General features: G+C 66.6%; 17 protein-coding genes. 10 read left to right on the forward strand and 7 right to left on the reverse strand.

From position 1 onward, the window contains the following. Entirely contained in the window at window positions 1-813 is an 813-nt protein-coding gene (locus ACXAJT_RS18610; RefSeq protein ID WP_475237546.1) for a sulfite exporter TauE/SafE family protein, read from the reverse strand. Window positions 814-1,136: 323 nt separating this feature from the next. On the opposite strand from ACXAJT_RS18610, the gene ACXAJT_RS18615 reads away from it, so the two are divergent. The 8 genes from ACXAJT_RS18615 (at window position 1,137) to ACXAJT_RS18650 (ending at window position 8,853) form a co-directional block, all read left to right on the forward strand. Continuing rightward, window positions 1,137-1,919: a serine O-acetyltransferase gene (locus tag ACXAJT_RS18615; RefSeq protein ID WP_475237547.1), complete on the forward strand. Its 783-nt coding sequence runs from the start codon at window positions 1,137-1,139 to the stop codon at window positions 1,917-1,919. Then, complete coding sequence (locus ACXAJT_RS18620) at window positions 1,916-2,812, forward strand: VOC family protein (RefSeq protein ID WP_475237548.1); 897 nt, start codon at window positions 1,916-1,918, stop codon at window positions 2,810-2,812. Before ACXAJT_RS18615 ends, ACXAJT_RS18620 begins: the two co-directional genes overlap by 4 nt. 9 nt (window positions 2,813-2,821) lie before the next feature. Beyond that, window positions 2,822-3,961 (forward strand): M20 aminoacylase family protein, encoded by a 1,140-nt coding sequence (locus tag ACXAJT_RS18625; RefSeq protein WP_475237549.1) that lies wholly within the window; start codon window positions 2,822-2,824, stop codon window positions 3,959-3,961. Window positions 3,962-3,971: 10 nt separating this feature from the next. Next, window positions 3,972-4,880 carry a LysR family transcriptional regulator gene (locus tag ACXAJT_RS18630; protein WP_475237550.1) on the forward strand — a complete coding sequence of 303 codons (909 nt, stop codon included), beginning with the start codon at window positions 3,972-3,974 and terminating at the stop codon, window positions 4,878-4,880. A 128-nt stretch (window positions 4,881-5,008) separates the two neighbouring features. Further along, window positions 5,009-5,920, forward strand: coding sequence for an NAD(P)-dependent oxidoreductase (locus ACXAJT_RS18635; RefSeq protein WP_475237551.1), 912 nt, complete (start codon window positions 5,009-5,011; stop codon window positions 5,918-5,920). Beyond that, window positions 5,920-7,455, forward strand: a complete 1,536-nt coding sequence (locus ACXAJT_RS18640; protein ID WP_475237552.1) for an aldehyde dehydrogenase family protein — start codon at window positions 5,920-5,922, stop codon at window positions 7,453-7,455. Before ACXAJT_RS18635 ends, ACXAJT_RS18640 begins: the two co-directional genes overlap by 1 nt. 99 nt (window positions 7,456-7,554) lie before the next feature. Further along, the gene (locus tag ACXAJT_RS18645; protein ID WP_475237553.1) at window positions 7,555-8,370 is read left to right on the forward strand and encodes a DUF3100 domain-containing protein; all 816 of its coding nucleotides are present in this window, start codon (window positions 7,555-7,557) and stop codon (window positions 8,368-8,370) included. A 3-nt stretch (window positions 8,371-8,373) separates the two neighbouring features. Further along, window positions 8,374-8,853 (forward strand): hypothetical protein, encoded by a 480-nt coding sequence (locus ACXAJT_RS18650; protein WP_475237554.1) that lies wholly within the window; start codon window positions 8,374-8,376, stop codon window positions 8,851-8,853. Between the two features lie 137 nt (window positions 8,854-8,990). Here the strand turns inward: ACXAJT_RS18650 and ACXAJT_RS18655 are convergent, their stop codons facing one another. After that, entirely contained in the window at window positions 8,991-9,971 is a 981-nt protein-coding gene (locus ACXAJT_RS18655; protein WP_475237555.1) for a zinc-binding dehydrogenase, read from the reverse strand. Window positions 9,972-9,999: 28 nt separating this feature from the next. Continuing rightward, window positions 10,000-10,599 (reverse strand): TetR/AcrR family transcriptional regulator, encoded by a 600-nt coding sequence (locus ACXAJT_RS18660; RefSeq protein ID WP_475237556.1) that lies wholly within the window; start codon window positions 10,597-10,599, stop codon window positions 10,000-10,002. A gap of 128 nt (window positions 10,600-10,727) precedes the next feature. On the opposite strand from ACXAJT_RS18660, the gene ACXAJT_RS18665 reads away from it, so the two are divergent. Further along, window positions 10,728-11,306 (forward strand): GNAT family N-acetyltransferase, encoded by a 579-nt coding sequence (locus ACXAJT_RS18665; protein ID WP_475237557.1) that lies wholly within the window; start codon window positions 10,728-10,730, stop codon window positions 11,304-11,306. 6 nt (window positions 11,307-11,312) lie between these two features. Here the strand turns inward: ACXAJT_RS18665 and ACXAJT_RS18670 are convergent, their stop codons facing one another. The 4 genes from ACXAJT_RS18670 to ACXAJT_RS18685 all read right to left on the reverse strand — a co-directional run bounded on the left by ACXAJT_RS18670 (window position 11,313) and on the right by ACXAJT_RS18685 (window position 14,892). Then, window positions 11,313-11,756 carry a MaoC family dehydratase gene (locus ACXAJT_RS18670; RefSeq protein ID WP_066110477.1) on the reverse strand — a complete coding sequence of 148 codons (444 nt, stop codon included), beginning with the start codon at window positions 11,754-11,756 and terminating at the stop codon, window positions 11,313-11,315. Window positions 11,757-11,980: 224 nt separating this feature from the next. After that, window positions 11,981-12,853: a TIGR01459 family HAD-type hydrolase gene (locus ACXAJT_RS18675; RefSeq protein WP_475237558.1), complete on the reverse strand. Its 873-nt coding sequence runs from the start codon at window positions 12,851-12,853 to the stop codon at window positions 11,981-11,983. 74 nt (window positions 12,854-12,927) lie between these two features. Continuing rightward, complete coding sequence (locus ACXAJT_RS18680) at window positions 12,928-13,812, reverse strand: aldose 1-epimerase family protein (RefSeq protein WP_475237559.1); 885 nt, start codon at window positions 13,810-13,812, stop codon at window positions 12,928-12,930. 159 nt (window positions 13,813-13,971) lie between these two features. Further along, on the reverse strand, window positions 13,972-14,892 hold the full coding sequence (locus ACXAJT_RS18685) for a manganese-dependent inorganic pyrophosphatase (protein WP_475237560.1): 921 nt from the start codon (window positions 14,890-14,892) through the stop codon (window positions 13,972-13,974). Between the two features lie 178 nt (window positions 14,893-15,070). Between ACXAJT_RS18685 and ACXAJT_RS18690 the strand changes: the two genes are divergently transcribed. After that, entirely contained in the window at window positions 15,071-15,283 is a 213-nt protein-coding gene (locus ACXAJT_RS18690; RefSeq protein WP_475237561.1) for a DUF3072 domain-containing protein, read from the forward strand. Window positions 15,284-15,317 lie beyond the last annotated feature (34 nt).

Genomic DNA, 15,317 nt, shown 5'->3' on the forward strand with positions numbered 1-15,317 from the left:
TCATCCCATCAGCGCCTTGCGCAGCATGTTCCCGGCCAGCACCAGCACGGTCAGCGCGAACACCAGCCGCAGCCTTGCGGGGCTGAGGCTATGCGCCAGTTTCACCCCGATCGGCACGGTCATCAGCGAGGTGACCATGATCAGCAGCACCGCCGGCAGGTTGACGTAGCCCACGGTGCCCGGCGGCTTGCCGGTGAGGCTCCAGCCGGTCAGCAGAAAGGCGATGAAGCCGGGGATCGAGATCAGCAGCCCGAAGCCCGGCGAGGTGCCCACCGCCCGGTGCGGTGGGACGTTGTAGGCGGTGAGCAGCGGCACGGTGAAACTGCCGCCGCCGATGCCCATGAGCGCCGAGAAAAAGCCGATGATGCCGCCGTAGAGCGCGCTGAGCCCGCGACCGGGCAGCGTGTCCGACAGCCGCCAGCTTTTCTTGCCGAGCAGCATGTAAAGCCCGAGGCAGACACCGATGATGCCGAACACCAGCTGCAACTGCTGCGAGCGCAGCACCGTGGCCGCGAGCACCCCCAGCACCGAGCCGATGGCGATGAACGGCCCCCAGGTCTTGATCAGCTCGATGCTGACCGCGCCGCGCTTGTGGTGCGATGTGACCGAACGCAGCGAGGTGACGATGATCGTGCCGGTGGAGGTGGCAACGCAGATCTGCATCAGCTGATCGGGGGTGTAGCCCAGCCCGGTGAACACATAGAAGAACGCCGGCACAAGGATGATCCCGCCGCCGACGCCAAGCAGCCCCGAGATGACCCCGGCCACCGCTCCGGCGGCGGCAATGACCGCGAAAAGGACGAGGTACTCCATCGGTCAGGTCCTGCTCGGGCGGGTCGGGCAGCGACCGATCCAGCGCGGACTGCGCGCTGCGGTGGGGGCTGTGGGGGGCATCTCCGGAAATCTCCTCGGTACGGATCACGTCACGCGCGCGGCGCTGCGGCAGCAGGCCTCGGGCAGCACCGCTCAAATCGGCCCGTCGATCCGAGGTCAAGCGCAATCCTGCCGGTGCGGCGTCCGCCTGAGCGATCCGGGTGTTCTTCTCAGAGCAACACGGCAGAGGCATTTCCGCTCTTGTGTGCAGCACCATCCTCGGGGCAGCTTTGCGCAACCCTTCGATCCCCCTGCGAGGCCTCATGACCGCATATTCCCTGCTGCAGACGCTTTTGCCCGATACCCGTGACCTGCTCGCCGCCGAGCCGGGGCTGTCGGTACTGCTTGGGGTCGAGGCAAGCGAGTTGACCGATCTGCCCGAACTGATGGCCGCCGCGTTGGCCGCCTGTCTGCCCGAGGGCATGGCGCGGGCGTGGCTGCGCGGGCTGGCGGTCGAGCTCTTCCGCCACGATGCCGACGTGCTGCAGACGGCGCTCGACGATCTGCTTGTGACCAGCGCACGCGACGATCAGCCCGGCGGGGCCCCGCGCGTGCTGCTCTTCGCAAACGGCTATCACGCGCTCCTGTCTTACCGGGTGAGCCGGGCGCTCTGGCTTGCCGGGCGCGAGGAGCTTGCGCTGGCGGTCAAGGGCCAGTTCACGCGCGCGCTCTCGGTCGAGATCTGGCCGCAGGCAAGCATCGGGCGCGGTGTCTGGTTCGATCATGGCATCGGGCTGGTGATCGGCCAGACGGCGGTGATCGAGGAGGATGTCAGCCTCTGGCACGGGGTCACGCTGGGGTCGAATTTTGTCGATATGGGCGAAGGGCGGCACCCAAGGCTGCGCCGCGGCGCGGTGATCGGGGCCGGTGCGCTGATCCTCGGACCGGTCGAGGTGGGCGCGGGGGCGACGGTCGCCGCCGGGGCTATCGTGACCAAAGATGTGCCGCCCGGCCATGTGGTCACCGGCCCGCGCGGCTCCGACCGCGGCGCCGGACGCTTTGGCGGCTTCGTGTCGCTGGCAGAGCTGAAGGGCGAAGACGAATGAGCACGCTTGGCATTGATCATCCGCTGGTCTGCGTCCGCGATCTGGAAAAGACGCGCGAGACCTACCTTTCGCTTGGCTTTCTGATGAAACCGGCGGGGATGCATCGGTGGGGCACATCCACCGCGCTGGTCATCTTCCGCAACCAGTTGCTCGAATTGGTGAGCATTGGCGACGCGGGCCTGCTGGACGGATACCCGGCGGGAGAGTTCCGCTTCGGGCGACACGTGCAGCACTGGCTGGGCGAGCGTGAGGGCGTGCCGCTTTCGGCGCTCAATTCCTCTGATGCGGCAGCGGATGAGGCGGCGGTGCTGGCGCGCGGCGGGCACTGCGCGGGCACCATCGAATTTGGCCGCGATGTCGTGCGTGACGACGGCATGCCCGACCGCACCTCGACGACGCTGAAGATCTTCACCCGGCCTGGCCTGCCGCGCCTGTCGATGTTCGCGTGCCAGCAACACCGCCGTGACCTCATCGAATTCCCGCAGTGGATGGACCACCCCAACGGTGCGCATGGGTTTGTCTCGGCGACCATCCTCGCCACGCCGCAGGACCAACCCGCGGTGCGCGACTGGCTGTGCACGCTGCACGGACCAGGGGCGCTGCGCGAAACCGACTGGGGCTTTGAGGTCGCCACCGGCAAGGGCTGCTGGCGCGTGGTCAGCCGCGAGGCCGCGCCGCAGATATTTGGTCCGCTGCCCGAGGCGCTGGCACCCGACGGCGCCGCCTCGGTGATCTCGCTCGACATCGCCTGTTCTTCCCTGGACAGCGTCCGCCCCTATCTAGACCGCGGCGGCTTTGCCCACCGCGAGGTTGCGGGCGCGCTTGTCCTGACCGACGTCGCCCGGCTGGGCGGCATCCTTCTCACATTTCACGAAGCGCCGACGGCGCCCTAAGGAGACCCTATGTTCGACACCGACCATATCGAAGAAGCCATAGGCTGGCGCCACGACCTGCACCGTCATCCCGAACTGGGCTTCGAAGAGCACCGCACCTCGGAGATGATCGCGGGGCTGCTGACCGGCTGGGGCTGGCGTGTGCATCGCGGGCTGGCGGGCACCGGTGTGGTGGCGCAGATGGGGCAGGGTGCACCGGTGATCGGCCTGCGCGCCGACATTGACGCGCTTCCCATCGAAGAGGCGACAGGCGCGGCCTATGCCTCGACCGTGCCGGGCAAGATGCACGCTTGCGGCCATGACGGACACACCGCGATGCTGCTTCTGGCGGCGCGCAAGATCGCCGAGGAAGGCGTCGAGCAGGGCACGATCACCCTGATCTTCCAGCCCGCCGAAGAAAGCGAAGCCGGCGCGCGGGTGATGATCGAGGATGGGCTGCTGACGCAGTTCCCGCTCGACAAGGTGTTTGGCATCCACAACTGGCCCGGCCTCGCGCCCGGGCGTTTCGTGGCGCGCGACGACAAGATGATGGCGGCCTTCTCGGTGTTCGACATCGAGATCCGCGGCAAGGGCGGCCATGGTGCCATGCCCGAGCAGTCCGACGGGGTGATCGCCGCCGCCGGTCGCGCCGCCGCCGCGCTGCAGGAGATTCCGGCGCGCGCCCTGTCGCCGCTGGAGCCGGGCGTGGTGTCGGTGACGCAGATCCACAGCGGCGCGGCCTACAACGTCTGCCCCGATCGCGCGGTGCTGAGCGGCACCTGCCGCTGGTTCGGCGCGGAGGCGGGCGACATCATCGAAGAGCGGGTGCGCCGCATCGCCGACTCCGAAGCGGCGGCGCAAGGCTGCACCGCCAATATCGACTACCAGCGCCGCTATCCCGCGACGCTCAATTCCGCGGCCGAAGCGACGCTCGCGCGCGAAGTGGCGGCAGAGATGGGCCTCGATACCACGATGGTCGGCCCGAGCATGGCGTCCGAGGATTTCGCCTTCATGCTGAATGAGGTGCCGGGCGCCTATCTCTGGCTGGGTGCGGCCCGCGACGGAGAGAACCCCGGCCTGCACTCGGCGAAGTTCGACTTCAATGACGCCGTGCTGCCCGCCGGAGCCGAGTACTGGGTGCGCCTCGCGCGCCGCGCCACCGCCGGATAAGGCCGGGCTGATGGACGCCTTTGACAGCCGCTTCCTGCGCGAGTTCCTCGCGGTCGCGCAGGAGGGCTCGATCCGCCGCGCGGCGGAGCGGTTGAACGTTGTGCCCTCGGCGATCTCGCGCAAGATCGCCGACGCCGAAACCCGGCTGGGCGTGAGCCTCTTCGAGCGCAGCTCGAAGGGGGTCACTGTCACTGAGGCCGGGGAGTTGCTGCGCGAGCACGCGCTGCACCAGCAGGACGAGCAAACTTTTCTGCTCGACCAGATTGGGCGTTACCGCGCGGGCCGCACGCAGACCGTGCGTATCGCGCTTGGTGAGGGGTTCACGGCCGACCTGATGGAGAACGGCCTGTCGGACCTGAGCCGTCTGGAGCCGCAGATCCGCTTCAGCATCGATCATGCGGGCACAGACGAATTGCAGCGCCGGGTGATCGAGGGCGAGGCGGATATCGGAATCGCCTACAACCCGCTGGTGACCGAGGCGACGCGCTCGGTCGCGGTGGGGCGGCAGCCGCTTTGCGCGGTGGTGCCCATAAATTCATCGCTTGCCGCGCGGGACCGAGTGTCTCTGGCCGAAGTTCTGGAGCAGCCGGTGGCGATGCTCGACGCGCGTCACGCCGTCCGCCACCTCGTCGGGCAGGTGGCGGCGGATCGGGGGCTGGCGCTGCGAGTGCATGTGGAGACGGCCTCGATAGCGCTGCTGATCCGCTATGTCAGCGCCGGCATGGGCGTGACCTTCCTGCCGCGTTTTTCCGCGTCCATTCAGGCAGAACGCGGCGATCTGGCGGTCATTGATCTGGACGAACCGGCGCTACATCAGGTCAGCGCGCACTTGCTGGTGCGTGCGCGCCGCCGCCTGCCGAAATCGGTGGAACTGGTGGCAAGCTTCCTGTCGGACCGCATGATGGCCTTCCGTGCCTGATTTAATGCGTTGCTCTCAAAGCAACGCGATGTGCTGCATTCAAGTATTCCGGTGAACGCGCCTCCTCCGCTTAGATTTCCCGAACACCGGTCGCAGGCGGCCGGCATCGGAAAACCACAGGAGGTCACATGGCAGCAGAGACAGGCAAACGGGCAGGGGTGGTCGGCCTTGGCGCGATGGGCTTCGGCATGGCGTCGAGCCTCGTCAGCGCGGGCTTCGACGTGTCCGGCTACGATCCGGCACCGGCGGCACAGGACCGCGCCCGCGAGGCCGGGATCACGCCCAAGGCCAGCCCCGAAGAGGTCTTCGCGGCCTCCGACGTCATCGTGCTTTCGCTGCCCACGGCGGGGCATGTCGAAGCGGTTGTTGCGGCAGCACGCGGGGCTGGGTTGCTCGTCAAAGGCGACGCGGCGAAGGTGATCATCGACACCTCGACCTCCGAGGCCGAGGTCAGCCGCAAGCTTGCCGCGATGCTGGAGCCTGATGGCCACGGCTTCCTCGATGCGCCGGTCAGCGGCGGACCGGCCGGGGCGGCAGCCGGGCAGCTTTCGGTGATGCTCGGCGGTGACGAGGCATGGGTGAGCACGGCGATGTCCGCGCTCGAAGCGATGGCGGCCAAGATCCTGCACGTCGGCCCCAGCGGCGCCGGCAATGTCGCCAAGCTGGTCAACAACATGCTGGTTGCGAGCCACATGGTCACCACGCTTGAGGCGCTGCGGCTGGCAGAGGCGGCGGGCGTTGGCGCGGAAGACGCGCTGCGGGTGATCAACTCGGCGACCGGGCGCAGCGCGATCTCGGAAATCCATTATCCCAACTGGGTGCTGCCGCGCAGCTTCGACAGCGGCTTCAGCACCGGGCTGATGCGCAAGGACGTGCGCCTTGCCCGCGAGCTGGCCGAACGCACCGGCTGTGCCATGCCGGTGGCCGACCTCGTGGCGGATCTCTGGGCCGAGGAAAACTCGGGCCTGAAGGACGGCGATGATTTCATGCATATGGGCGATCCCTCGGTGGACCGCCTGAGCCAGAAGGAGAAGACGTGATGGCCAAGGACATCATTGATACGGCGGCCCGCGTGGCCGAGCTGCTGAAGGACCTCACCGGCTCTTCCGAGGTGCAGTCCTACGTCGGCGGCGCGCTGGTGCCGGGCACCGGCAAGGAACTGGAACTGACCGATCCTGCGACCGGCGAAGTCTTTGCCCGCTACAAGGACGCCGGGGCCGACGTGGTGGCCCAAGCCGCCGAGGCGGCGACCCGCGCGCAGAAGGAGTGGTACGCCAAGACCGCGTCGGAGCGCGGGCGCATCATGTTCGAGATCGGCCGCCAACTGCGCGAGAACGCCGCGGCGCTGTCGGAACTCGAGGCGCTGTCCTCGGGCCGTCCGATCCGCGACACCACCGGCGAGCCGGCGCGCATGGCCGAGATGTTCGAATACTACGCGGGCTGGTGCGACAAGATCACCGGCGATGTGATCCCGGTCCCGTCGACGCATCTGAACTACACCCGGCATGAGCCGCTCGGCGTGGTCAGCCAGATCACCCCGTGGAACGCGCCGCTCTTCACCTGCTGCTGGCAGGTCGCCCCGGCGATCTGCGCGGGCAACGGCGTGATGATCAAACCCTCGGAGCTGACGCCGCTGTCGTCCATCGTGACGGGCATCCTGTGCGAGAAGGCGGGCGCGCCCAAGGGCCTTGTCAACGTCATCGCAGGCGATGGTCCGGGCTCGGGTCAGGCGATGATCGAGAACCCGGCGACGGCGCTGGTGGTCTTCGTCGGATCCGCCGAGGCAGGCGCCAAGATCGCGGGTGCGGCGGCCAAGCGGCTGGTGCCCTCGGTGCTGGAGCTGGGCGGCAAATCGGCCAACATCGTCTTCGGCGACGCCGATCTCGACCGTGCCGTGGTGGGTGCGCAGGCGGCGATTTTCGCGTCGTGCGGACAAAGCTGCGTGGCGGGCTCGCGTCTGCTTGTGCATCGCTCCGTTCACGCGCAAATGGTTGAAAAGCTGAGCATTGCGGCTGGCAATATTCCCGTCGGCGCGCCGATGGACCCGGCGACGCAGGTCGGCCCGGTGAACAACCAGCGGCAATGGTCGAAGATCGACGAGATGGTGCGCGAGGCGGTCAGCCAGGGCGCCGAGATCACCAGCGGCGGCGCCAAGCCGGCGGCGCTCGCCGAAAGCGGTGGCTTCTTCTTCGCCCCGACGGTGGTCGATCAGGTCTCGCCGCAGATGACCATCGCCAACGAAGAGGTCTTCGGCCCCGTGGTGTCGGTGCTGCCCTTCGACACCGAGGAAGAGGCCATCGCGATGGCCAATGCCACGCCTTACGGGCTCGCCGGGGCGGTCTGGACGCAGGACGTGGGCCGGGCGCACCGCATGGCGGCGCAGGTCCGGGCGGGCACCTTCTGGGTCAACAGTTACAAGACGATCAACGTCATGTCGCCTTTCGGTGGCTTCGGGCGCTCGGGCTATGGCCGTTCGTCGGGACGCGAAGCGCTGGCCGCCTACACGCAGACCAAGTCCGTCTGGGTCGAAACTGCGGAAAATCCCGCGCAGGGCTTCGGTTACGCGCCGGGCTGATCGCCGAATTACCGCCTTCAACTTCCGCCGCGGACCGGGTAGCAGCCCGGTCCCGGCCAATACGCCCCGCAACGTGGGCGTCAACAGAGAGGTCCCTTCATGCCAATAAAAGACATCCTTCTGGACTGGCGGCTGCATGGCAGCGTGCTGGTCATTACCGTGATCGCCGAGCTTATCGGCGTCATCGCCGTGCCGATCGGCATCGGCTCAATCCTGCTTCTGCCGCTGCTCTATGCCTTCGTCATCGGCCTGCTGATCAATCCCAACGTGATCTCGGGGGCGCGCGCGCTGATCCGCGACCGTGAGGTGCACGCCGCCTCGCCGCTGATCGTCATCGCGATCATGCCCTTCATCGCCAAGTTCGGCACGATCATCGGCCCGTCGATGGAACAGATCATCGCCGCCGGTCCGGCGCTCATCCTGCAGGAACTGGGCAACCTCGGCACCATCGTGCTGGCCTTCCCGATCGCCGTGCTGGTGCTGCGCATGGGGCGCGAGGCTATCGGCGCGACCTTCTCGGTGGCGCGCGAGCCCAACATCGCGATCATCGCCGACAAGTACGGCCTCAAGAGCCAAGAGGGCGCCGGCGTTATGGGCGTCTACGTGATCGGCACGCTCTTTGGCACGTTCATCTTTGCGATCCTCGCGTCGATCCTTGCCACCACCGGGGCCTTCTCGGTCGAGGCGCTAGCCATGGCCTGCGGCATCGGTTCGGGCAGCATGATGGCGGCCTGCTCGGGTGCGCTGGTGCACGCGGTGCCGGAGATGGAGGAGCAGATCCTCGCGCTCGCCGGCGCGTCGAACGTGCTGACCTATGCCAGCGGCCTCTATCTCTGCGTCTTCGTGGCGCTGCCGCTGACCGAGAAACTCTATGACCTGCTGGGCCGCAAAGAGCCCTCGAAAGCCGGAGCCTGAGCCATGAGCGATATCCAATCCCAAGACCTCGATCCGACCGAAGAACTCAAGCTCGGCCTTGGTGCCCATGCCGCGGCGCTGGCGGTGGTCTGCGTGATCGCGCTGGTGGGCAATACCGTGGCGACGGAAAACACCGTGCCGCAGGGGCTGGTCGGGCTGATCATCCTGTGGGTGATGTGCATGATCGGCATGCTGCTGACCGAATACGTGCCGTTCAAGCTGCCGTCGGTGGCATGGATTTCCGCCGTGGGCATCCTTGCCACGATGCCGTGGACCCCAGGCAGCGCGTGGATCCTCGACAAGGTCAGCCACGTGAACTTCCTGACGCTGGCGACGCCCTGCCTTGCCTACGCGGGCATCGCCATTGCCAAGCGTGAGATCGAGATCGCCAAGACCTCGGGCTGGAAAATCGCCGTTGTCGCCGTGCTGGTGATGACCGGCACCTATGTCGGTTCGGCCATCGTGGCGCAGACTTTCCTCTGATCGTCTGCTGAACCCCGCCACGGGCCGCGCTTCCCCGGCCTGTGGAAACTGCCCCCTCTCCGGCGACGGAGAGGGGGCTTTGTTTTGCCCGGCTCACAGAGCGCCTGCGCGCCCGGGGCGTGCCGCGCGGGTGGGTGTCAGCCGCGCAGCAGGATCTTGCCGCTGCGCGCGGGAGCTTGGGCCGCCTTCATCGCCTCGGTGATCTCTTCAAGATCGAAGATCCCGCCCACGTCCAGCGCCAGCTTGCCCTGCGCCGCCAGCGTGACCAATTCGGTGAGCAGGCGGACCTGCGTCTCGCCGCTCAACTCTTGGAACACGCGCGCCGCCCAGAACCCGCGCACCGCCAGATGCTTGGTGATCATCTCGCCGCTCGGCAGTTGCAGGGGCGCTCCGGTGGCGGTGCCGAAGACGACATATTCGCCATCGCGGCCCAGCAGCGCGGCCAGATCCATGCCCAGTTCGCCGCCCACGGAGTCGATGGCCGAAACAGCGCCGTCGTCACCCAGAAGCGTCTTGGCTTGGTCAAGCCAGCCTGCCTCGGAGGTGCAGAGCACATGCTCGGCGCCAAGTGCTTTCAGCTCGTCCACCGCTTCGGCGCGGCGCACGAGGTTGAGAAGGAGGATACCGCGGGACTTGGCGAGGCTGACCATGATCTTGCCGACCGCGCCGTTGGCTGCGGTCTGGATCAGCCATTCACCTTCGCCGACCTTCAGCGAGTCGAGCAGCGCAATGGCGCTGAAAGGCATGGCGATAAGCTGCGCGGCGGCCTCGTCGCTGATCTCGGCGGGCAGGGGCACCAGCGTGGCGGCGGGGGCGAGGAAATACTCGGCCCAGCTGCCGTGCACGCCGCCGACCGAGACGCGCTGCCCGATGAGCCCGTCGTCGACCTTTTCACCCACGGCGACGACGGTGCCCACCGCTTCGGAGCCGCCGATCTCGCCGGGAAGTTCGGGGACGTAGCCGTACTGGCCGCGGATGGTCCACAGATCGTGGTTATGCACCGGCGACAGGATGGTCTTGATCAGCACCTGTTCGGGGCCGGGTTCGGGGGTGTCGGCCTCGCCGAACAGCATCACTTCGGCGGGGTCGCCGAAGGCGTCATGATAGGCAGCTCGCATGGGAGTGCTCCTTGGTTTGGGGTGAGTGTCAGGGGCGCTTGGGATCGAGCCGTCGCGCGGTGTCTGCCCGTGCCTGCCGCAGCGGCGCGTCGTTGCGCGCCAGTTTCGACAGGACCGCTGCGCCAAGCCACTGCGCGTAAAGCCCGTTGGCCGTCGCGTCGGGATCGGGCTGCGGGCGCAGCGATCCATCTTCGGCGCCCTCCTGCAGCAGCGCGGCGATCCGGGTGATCAGATCGGCAACGCCGGCATCGAGGATGCGGCGCATATCGTCGGAAAGATCGGCAACCTCGGCAGCGAGCTTCACCACGAGGCAGCGGCTGGCAAGCCCTTCCTGCGCGTTCTCGTCAAGCCAGCCGTCCCAGTAGGCGGCGAGCCTGTGTCCGGCGCTGCCGGGCGCTTCGGCGAGCGCGTCGAAACGCATGAGGTACTCGCCCACGTAGTCGTGCAGCAGGGCGCAGCCGAAGGCCTCCTTGGACGGAAAGTAGTGATAGAACGAGCCTTTCGGCACGCCACTCTCGCGCAGAATCTGCGACAGCCCCACGCCGGTAAAGCCGCCATGGAGCACCAATGTGCGCCCGGTGGCGAGGATTTTTCTGCGCGTGGTGTCGGACTTTTTGGGCTCGGTCATAGAGGTGTAAATAATCAAAATAGACCGGTCGTCTAGTGCCGAGCGGGATGACGACGCGTCACGCCGCCAGACGACAACGGCCGCGCTGCGTGGTACGCTCGGCCCTCAGCCGTTTGGGAGGACCGGGAATGATTGACCTGAACCCACCGTATCGCGTCGCAAAAGCCGAAGACGCTCAGGAACTGGCGGAACTGGTGAATTTCGCGGGGGAAGGGCTGCCGCTCTATCTCTGGCGCGATCTGGCGGAGCCGGGGATGGACCCCTGGGAGGTGGGACGCCGACGGCAGGCCGAGAAGGTTGGCGAGGGGCAGGTGATCGTGGTCGATTTCGGCGCGGGCGCCGTGGCGGCGCTGACCGGCTATGCCATCGACGCCAACCCGGCGCCGGTGCCCGATGACCTGCCAGAGATCTTCCGTCCGCTACAGGAGTTGGAAAACGCCGCACCAGGCAGTTGGTATGTCAACGTGCTGGCCTGCTACCCCGAACACCGCGGCATGGGGCTGGGCACCGGGCTTCTGAAGCTGGCCGAAGACATTGCCCGCGCCGAAGGGCTTTCGCGGATGAGCATCATTGTTGCGGGGCACAACGAGGGGGCACGACGGCTCTATGAACGACAAGGCTATGTGGTCGAGGCGTCGCGGCCCTGCGTCTTTGATGGTTGGGAGACAGACACCCGCGAATGGGTGCTGCTGGTCAAACAGCTCTAAGCGCGATCAGTCGAATTTGCGCGACGGCGCGAGAACCTTGGCCTCGCCAACAAGCACCGGCTTGCCGTCAACCGTGCACTTGCAATCGAGCATGACCCGACGCTTTGCGAAGTCGATATCGGTGACCGTGACTTCGGCCAGCACCGTGTCGCCGGGCCGGACCGGGCCGACGAATTTCAGCGTCTGGCCCAGATAGACCGTGCCGTGGCCGGGCAGTTGCTCGCCGATGACGGCCGAGATCAGCCCGGCGGTCAGCATGCCATGCGCGATCCGGCCCTCAAAGATCGTGTCCTGCGCATAGGCGTCGTCAAGGTGGACCGGATTGTGATCGGTGGAGACCTCGGCAAAAAGCTCGATGTCGCGGTCGGTCACCTGTTTGCGCAGGTGTCGCGACATGCCCATCTCGATGTCTTCGATGCAGATCGTCCCGCGCGGCAGGTTGTCGAGCATCTTCTCCTCCATCATCGGTGGTCTGGTAATTAATTGGCACTCAGATGCCGGTATGAGTAATTTTATTACTTCGCAGGCGCAGAAAATCAAGGTGTAAAATTCATCTTCGCCGTGGTTCCTGCGCGTAGTTGCGCTCGGAAGGCGCTCAAAACAGCACCGCCGCCCGGTGACGCGGGCGGCGGTGCAAGATGTTGGGCGGGACGCGACCGGACGGCCGCCGCAGCTTAGCGCAGGAAGCCGATCGAGTAGGTCGGCTCGAGGCTTTCCTTCTCAAGGTAGGCGGCCAGCGCCTCGGCCTCGGGCTGCGTTTCGGTCTTGGTTTCCTTCGCGGCGAGCCCGCCGGTGATGAACAGCGAGTCGAAATCCTCGCCAATTGCGCCAAGGATGTCGGTGCGGATGCCGTCACCAACGCAGAGGATGGCGCTGTCGGGAATGTCGCGGTCGATCTCGGCGAGGCGGCGGCGGGCCAGATCGTAGACCGGCGGATGCGGCTTGCCGAAGTAGAGGCTTTCGCCGCCCATCTCTGTGTAGAGCTTGGCCACCGCGCCGGCGCACCATTCACGCTCTTCGCCGCGGTCCACCACGATATCGGGGTTGGCGCAGAGTAGCTTCAGACCTTTCTGCTTGGCATAGAGCAGTTGCGGGCGCAGCGTGTCGGGGTGGGCGTGGGCGTCAAACGGGCCGCAGCAGACGATGCCTTCGGCGTCTTCCAACTCCACGCGCTCGATCTCGAGCGGATTGTCGAGCAGCTTGATCGGCTCGAAGAACGGCAGGTCGAACTCGACCCCCATGAACCAGACCTTCTGGCCGACTTCGCCGTTGAACATGGCGACGCGGGCGCTGTCGCCCGAAGTGGCGATATTGTCCCACGCATCCTCGGGCACGCCGAACTTCTCGATCTGCTTGACCACCTCGTGGCGCGAGCGCGGCGCGTTGGTCAGCAGCACAACGAGGCCGCCGCGGGCACGATAGGCGCGCAGCGCCTCGACCGCCTCGGGCAGCGCTTTCACGCCGTCGTGCACACAGCCCCAGAGGTCGACGAACATCGCCTCGTAGTTCTGCGAGACCTCGGAAAGCGACTGGATGATACGGGACATGGGAAGCCTTTGTCTGACGACGGATTTTCTTGGGTCGCCTCTTGATAGGGCAGGCTGGGCGGACTGACCAGCGCTCACATGCGCGGTGTGACCGTATAGCCGAAACGCGCGCTGTCGCCGGGGGCGAGGCAGAGCGCGCCGGGGCGGTCTGCGAGCTCTGCCGAAGCGCCTTCGCGGGCATGCATGCCGTGCCATGGCTCGACGCAGAGGAACGGCGCGCCGGGTTTCTGCCAGAGCGCGACGAAGGGCAGGTTTTCGAAGGTGAACTGCAGGCGCGGGCCATCGAAGACGCCGTAGGTCAGCGCGTCGCCCGCGCCCTCGGGGAAGATCATCGCGTCGGATTCGAACTGCACATGCTCCAGCACCAGTCGGCCTGCGGCGAAGGGCGAGGGATGGCGCGTGCCGGGCAGGCGTCCGCCGTGAATGCGGGCGAGCGCGGGCTCGCCGGCGTTGGCCAGCATCACCTCATGCGGGGCGTCGTCGGTGCCGGGCAGCGGCCATGCAAAGGCCGGGTGGAAACCAAGGCAGAACGGCAGCGGCACGTCGCCGGTATTGAATACGTCGGCGGCGACCTCGAGCCGACCTTCGGTCAGCCGGTGGCTGATCTCAAGGCGGAAGGCAAAGGGATATTGCGCCCGCGTCTCGGCATCGTCAGTCAGCGCGTGGCGACAGTGGCTGTCGCTGCTTTCCAGCAGGGCAAACTCGCGGCGGCGGGCAAAACCGTGCTGGCCCATGTCTGCCTCATGCGCGCCGATGCGGATGCGCCCATCCGGGGCAGGCCCGACGATCGGAAAGAGGATCGGTGCACGGCCGGACCAATATGCGGGATTGCCCTGCCAGAGCAGTTCGGCCCCGGCCTTGCGGAAGCTCTGCATCTCGGCGCCAAGCGCCGAAACGGTGAGCGTAAGATCGCCCGCGGAGAGCGCGGCATGCGGTTGGGAATGGGCTGGCTGGGTCATCGGGCCTTCGCTTCGCTAGGAGAGCACCCGTGAACTATGGCGCGGCGGCGTGCGAAGTCCAAGGGCAGGGCGCAGATCGCCGCGAGGACGGGCCGCAGACGCAGACCCAAAAAAGGGCACCCCGAGAGGTGCCCTTCAACCTGCAGCGCGCCGCGCCGATCAGACCTTGAGGTTCGGGATGATCTGCTTCTTGCGGCTCATCACGCCGGGCAGCACCACGGTGTCGCCTTCGACGGTGGCGTCAAAGCTCTTTTCGGCCACACCCTTCACCAGATCGTTGGGCACCAGCAGCGTTGCCTCTTCCTTCAGGATGTCGACGATGAACAGCAGCACCTCGTCGACGCCATCCTCGGCGGCCACGGTCTTGAAGCTGGCCATCAGGCTGTCCTTGCGGCCAAGCGGGATCTCGGGCGCGGTGGTTTCCAGCACGGAGACGCGGAACTTGGTGCCGTCGACCTCGTATTCCTTGCTGTCCATGCGGATCAGCTCGGCGTCGGAGAACTCCGACACGTCCGACTTGGCGGCGAACATCTCGACCGCGAACTCGGCCAGATCGACGCCCAGATCGTCGGCCAGAGTTTCGGCCACGGCTTTGTCATGCGCGGTGGTGGTGGGCGAGCGGAAGGCCAGCGTGTCCGACAGGATGCAGGTCAGCGCGGCGCCCTTGATCGGCTCGGGCATCTTGCCGACGTCGCGTCCGATGAGGTCGATCATGATGGTTGCGGTGCAGGCCAGCGGGCGCACGGTGATGTCGATCGGTCCCTTGGTTTCCAGCCCGCCGACCAGCTTGTGGTGGTCGATGATGGCGCGGATGTCGGCGCCGTTGATGTCTGCCGGCAATTCGGCGGGGTTGTTGGTGTCCACGATGACCACGGGCGCGCCCTCGGCCACGCCTTCGATGATCTCGGGCTTCTCGAGACCCCAGTGCTCGAGCATGAAGGCGGCCTCGGTGTTGGGCTCGCCGAGCAGTGCAGGCTTGGCCGCTTCGCCCTTCACCTCGTTGAGGTACCACGCCCAGATGATCGGGCTGCCGGTGGAGTCGGTGTCGGGGGATTTGTGGCCGAAAACCAGGGTGGTCATGCGGAAAACTCCTTGGTGCGTATCGCAGGCAATTGTGCAGTCGCGGGGTTTATAGGCACGCGCGAAAGGCTTGTCACGCAGCCAATGCTGCGGCTGCACCGCTGTGAGCGCAAACCGGAAAATCCTATGGAACAAAGCGGTTTTCGCCCGCGTTGGGCCGACCATAAGGAGATGATACATGAGCCAGAGCACCAGCCACATGACCGTCGACGCCGCCATGGATGTGCCGCCGGACCCGCGCGAGCCGATGACCGATGAACAGGCCGTGCGCCTGCGCGAACTGTCCGAGGCGAACGGTGAGGATTTCGATGCCGAACTGACACTGCGCGAAGCAGACCGACGCATCGAAGAGCTGGAAGACTTCGCTGGCAAAACCCCGCCCGACAATTGATCGCCCGACAATTCATCGCCGGGGCGAGCGCCAG

It is taken from the genome of Salipiger sp. ABF4_146 (genome assembly GCF_056161345.1).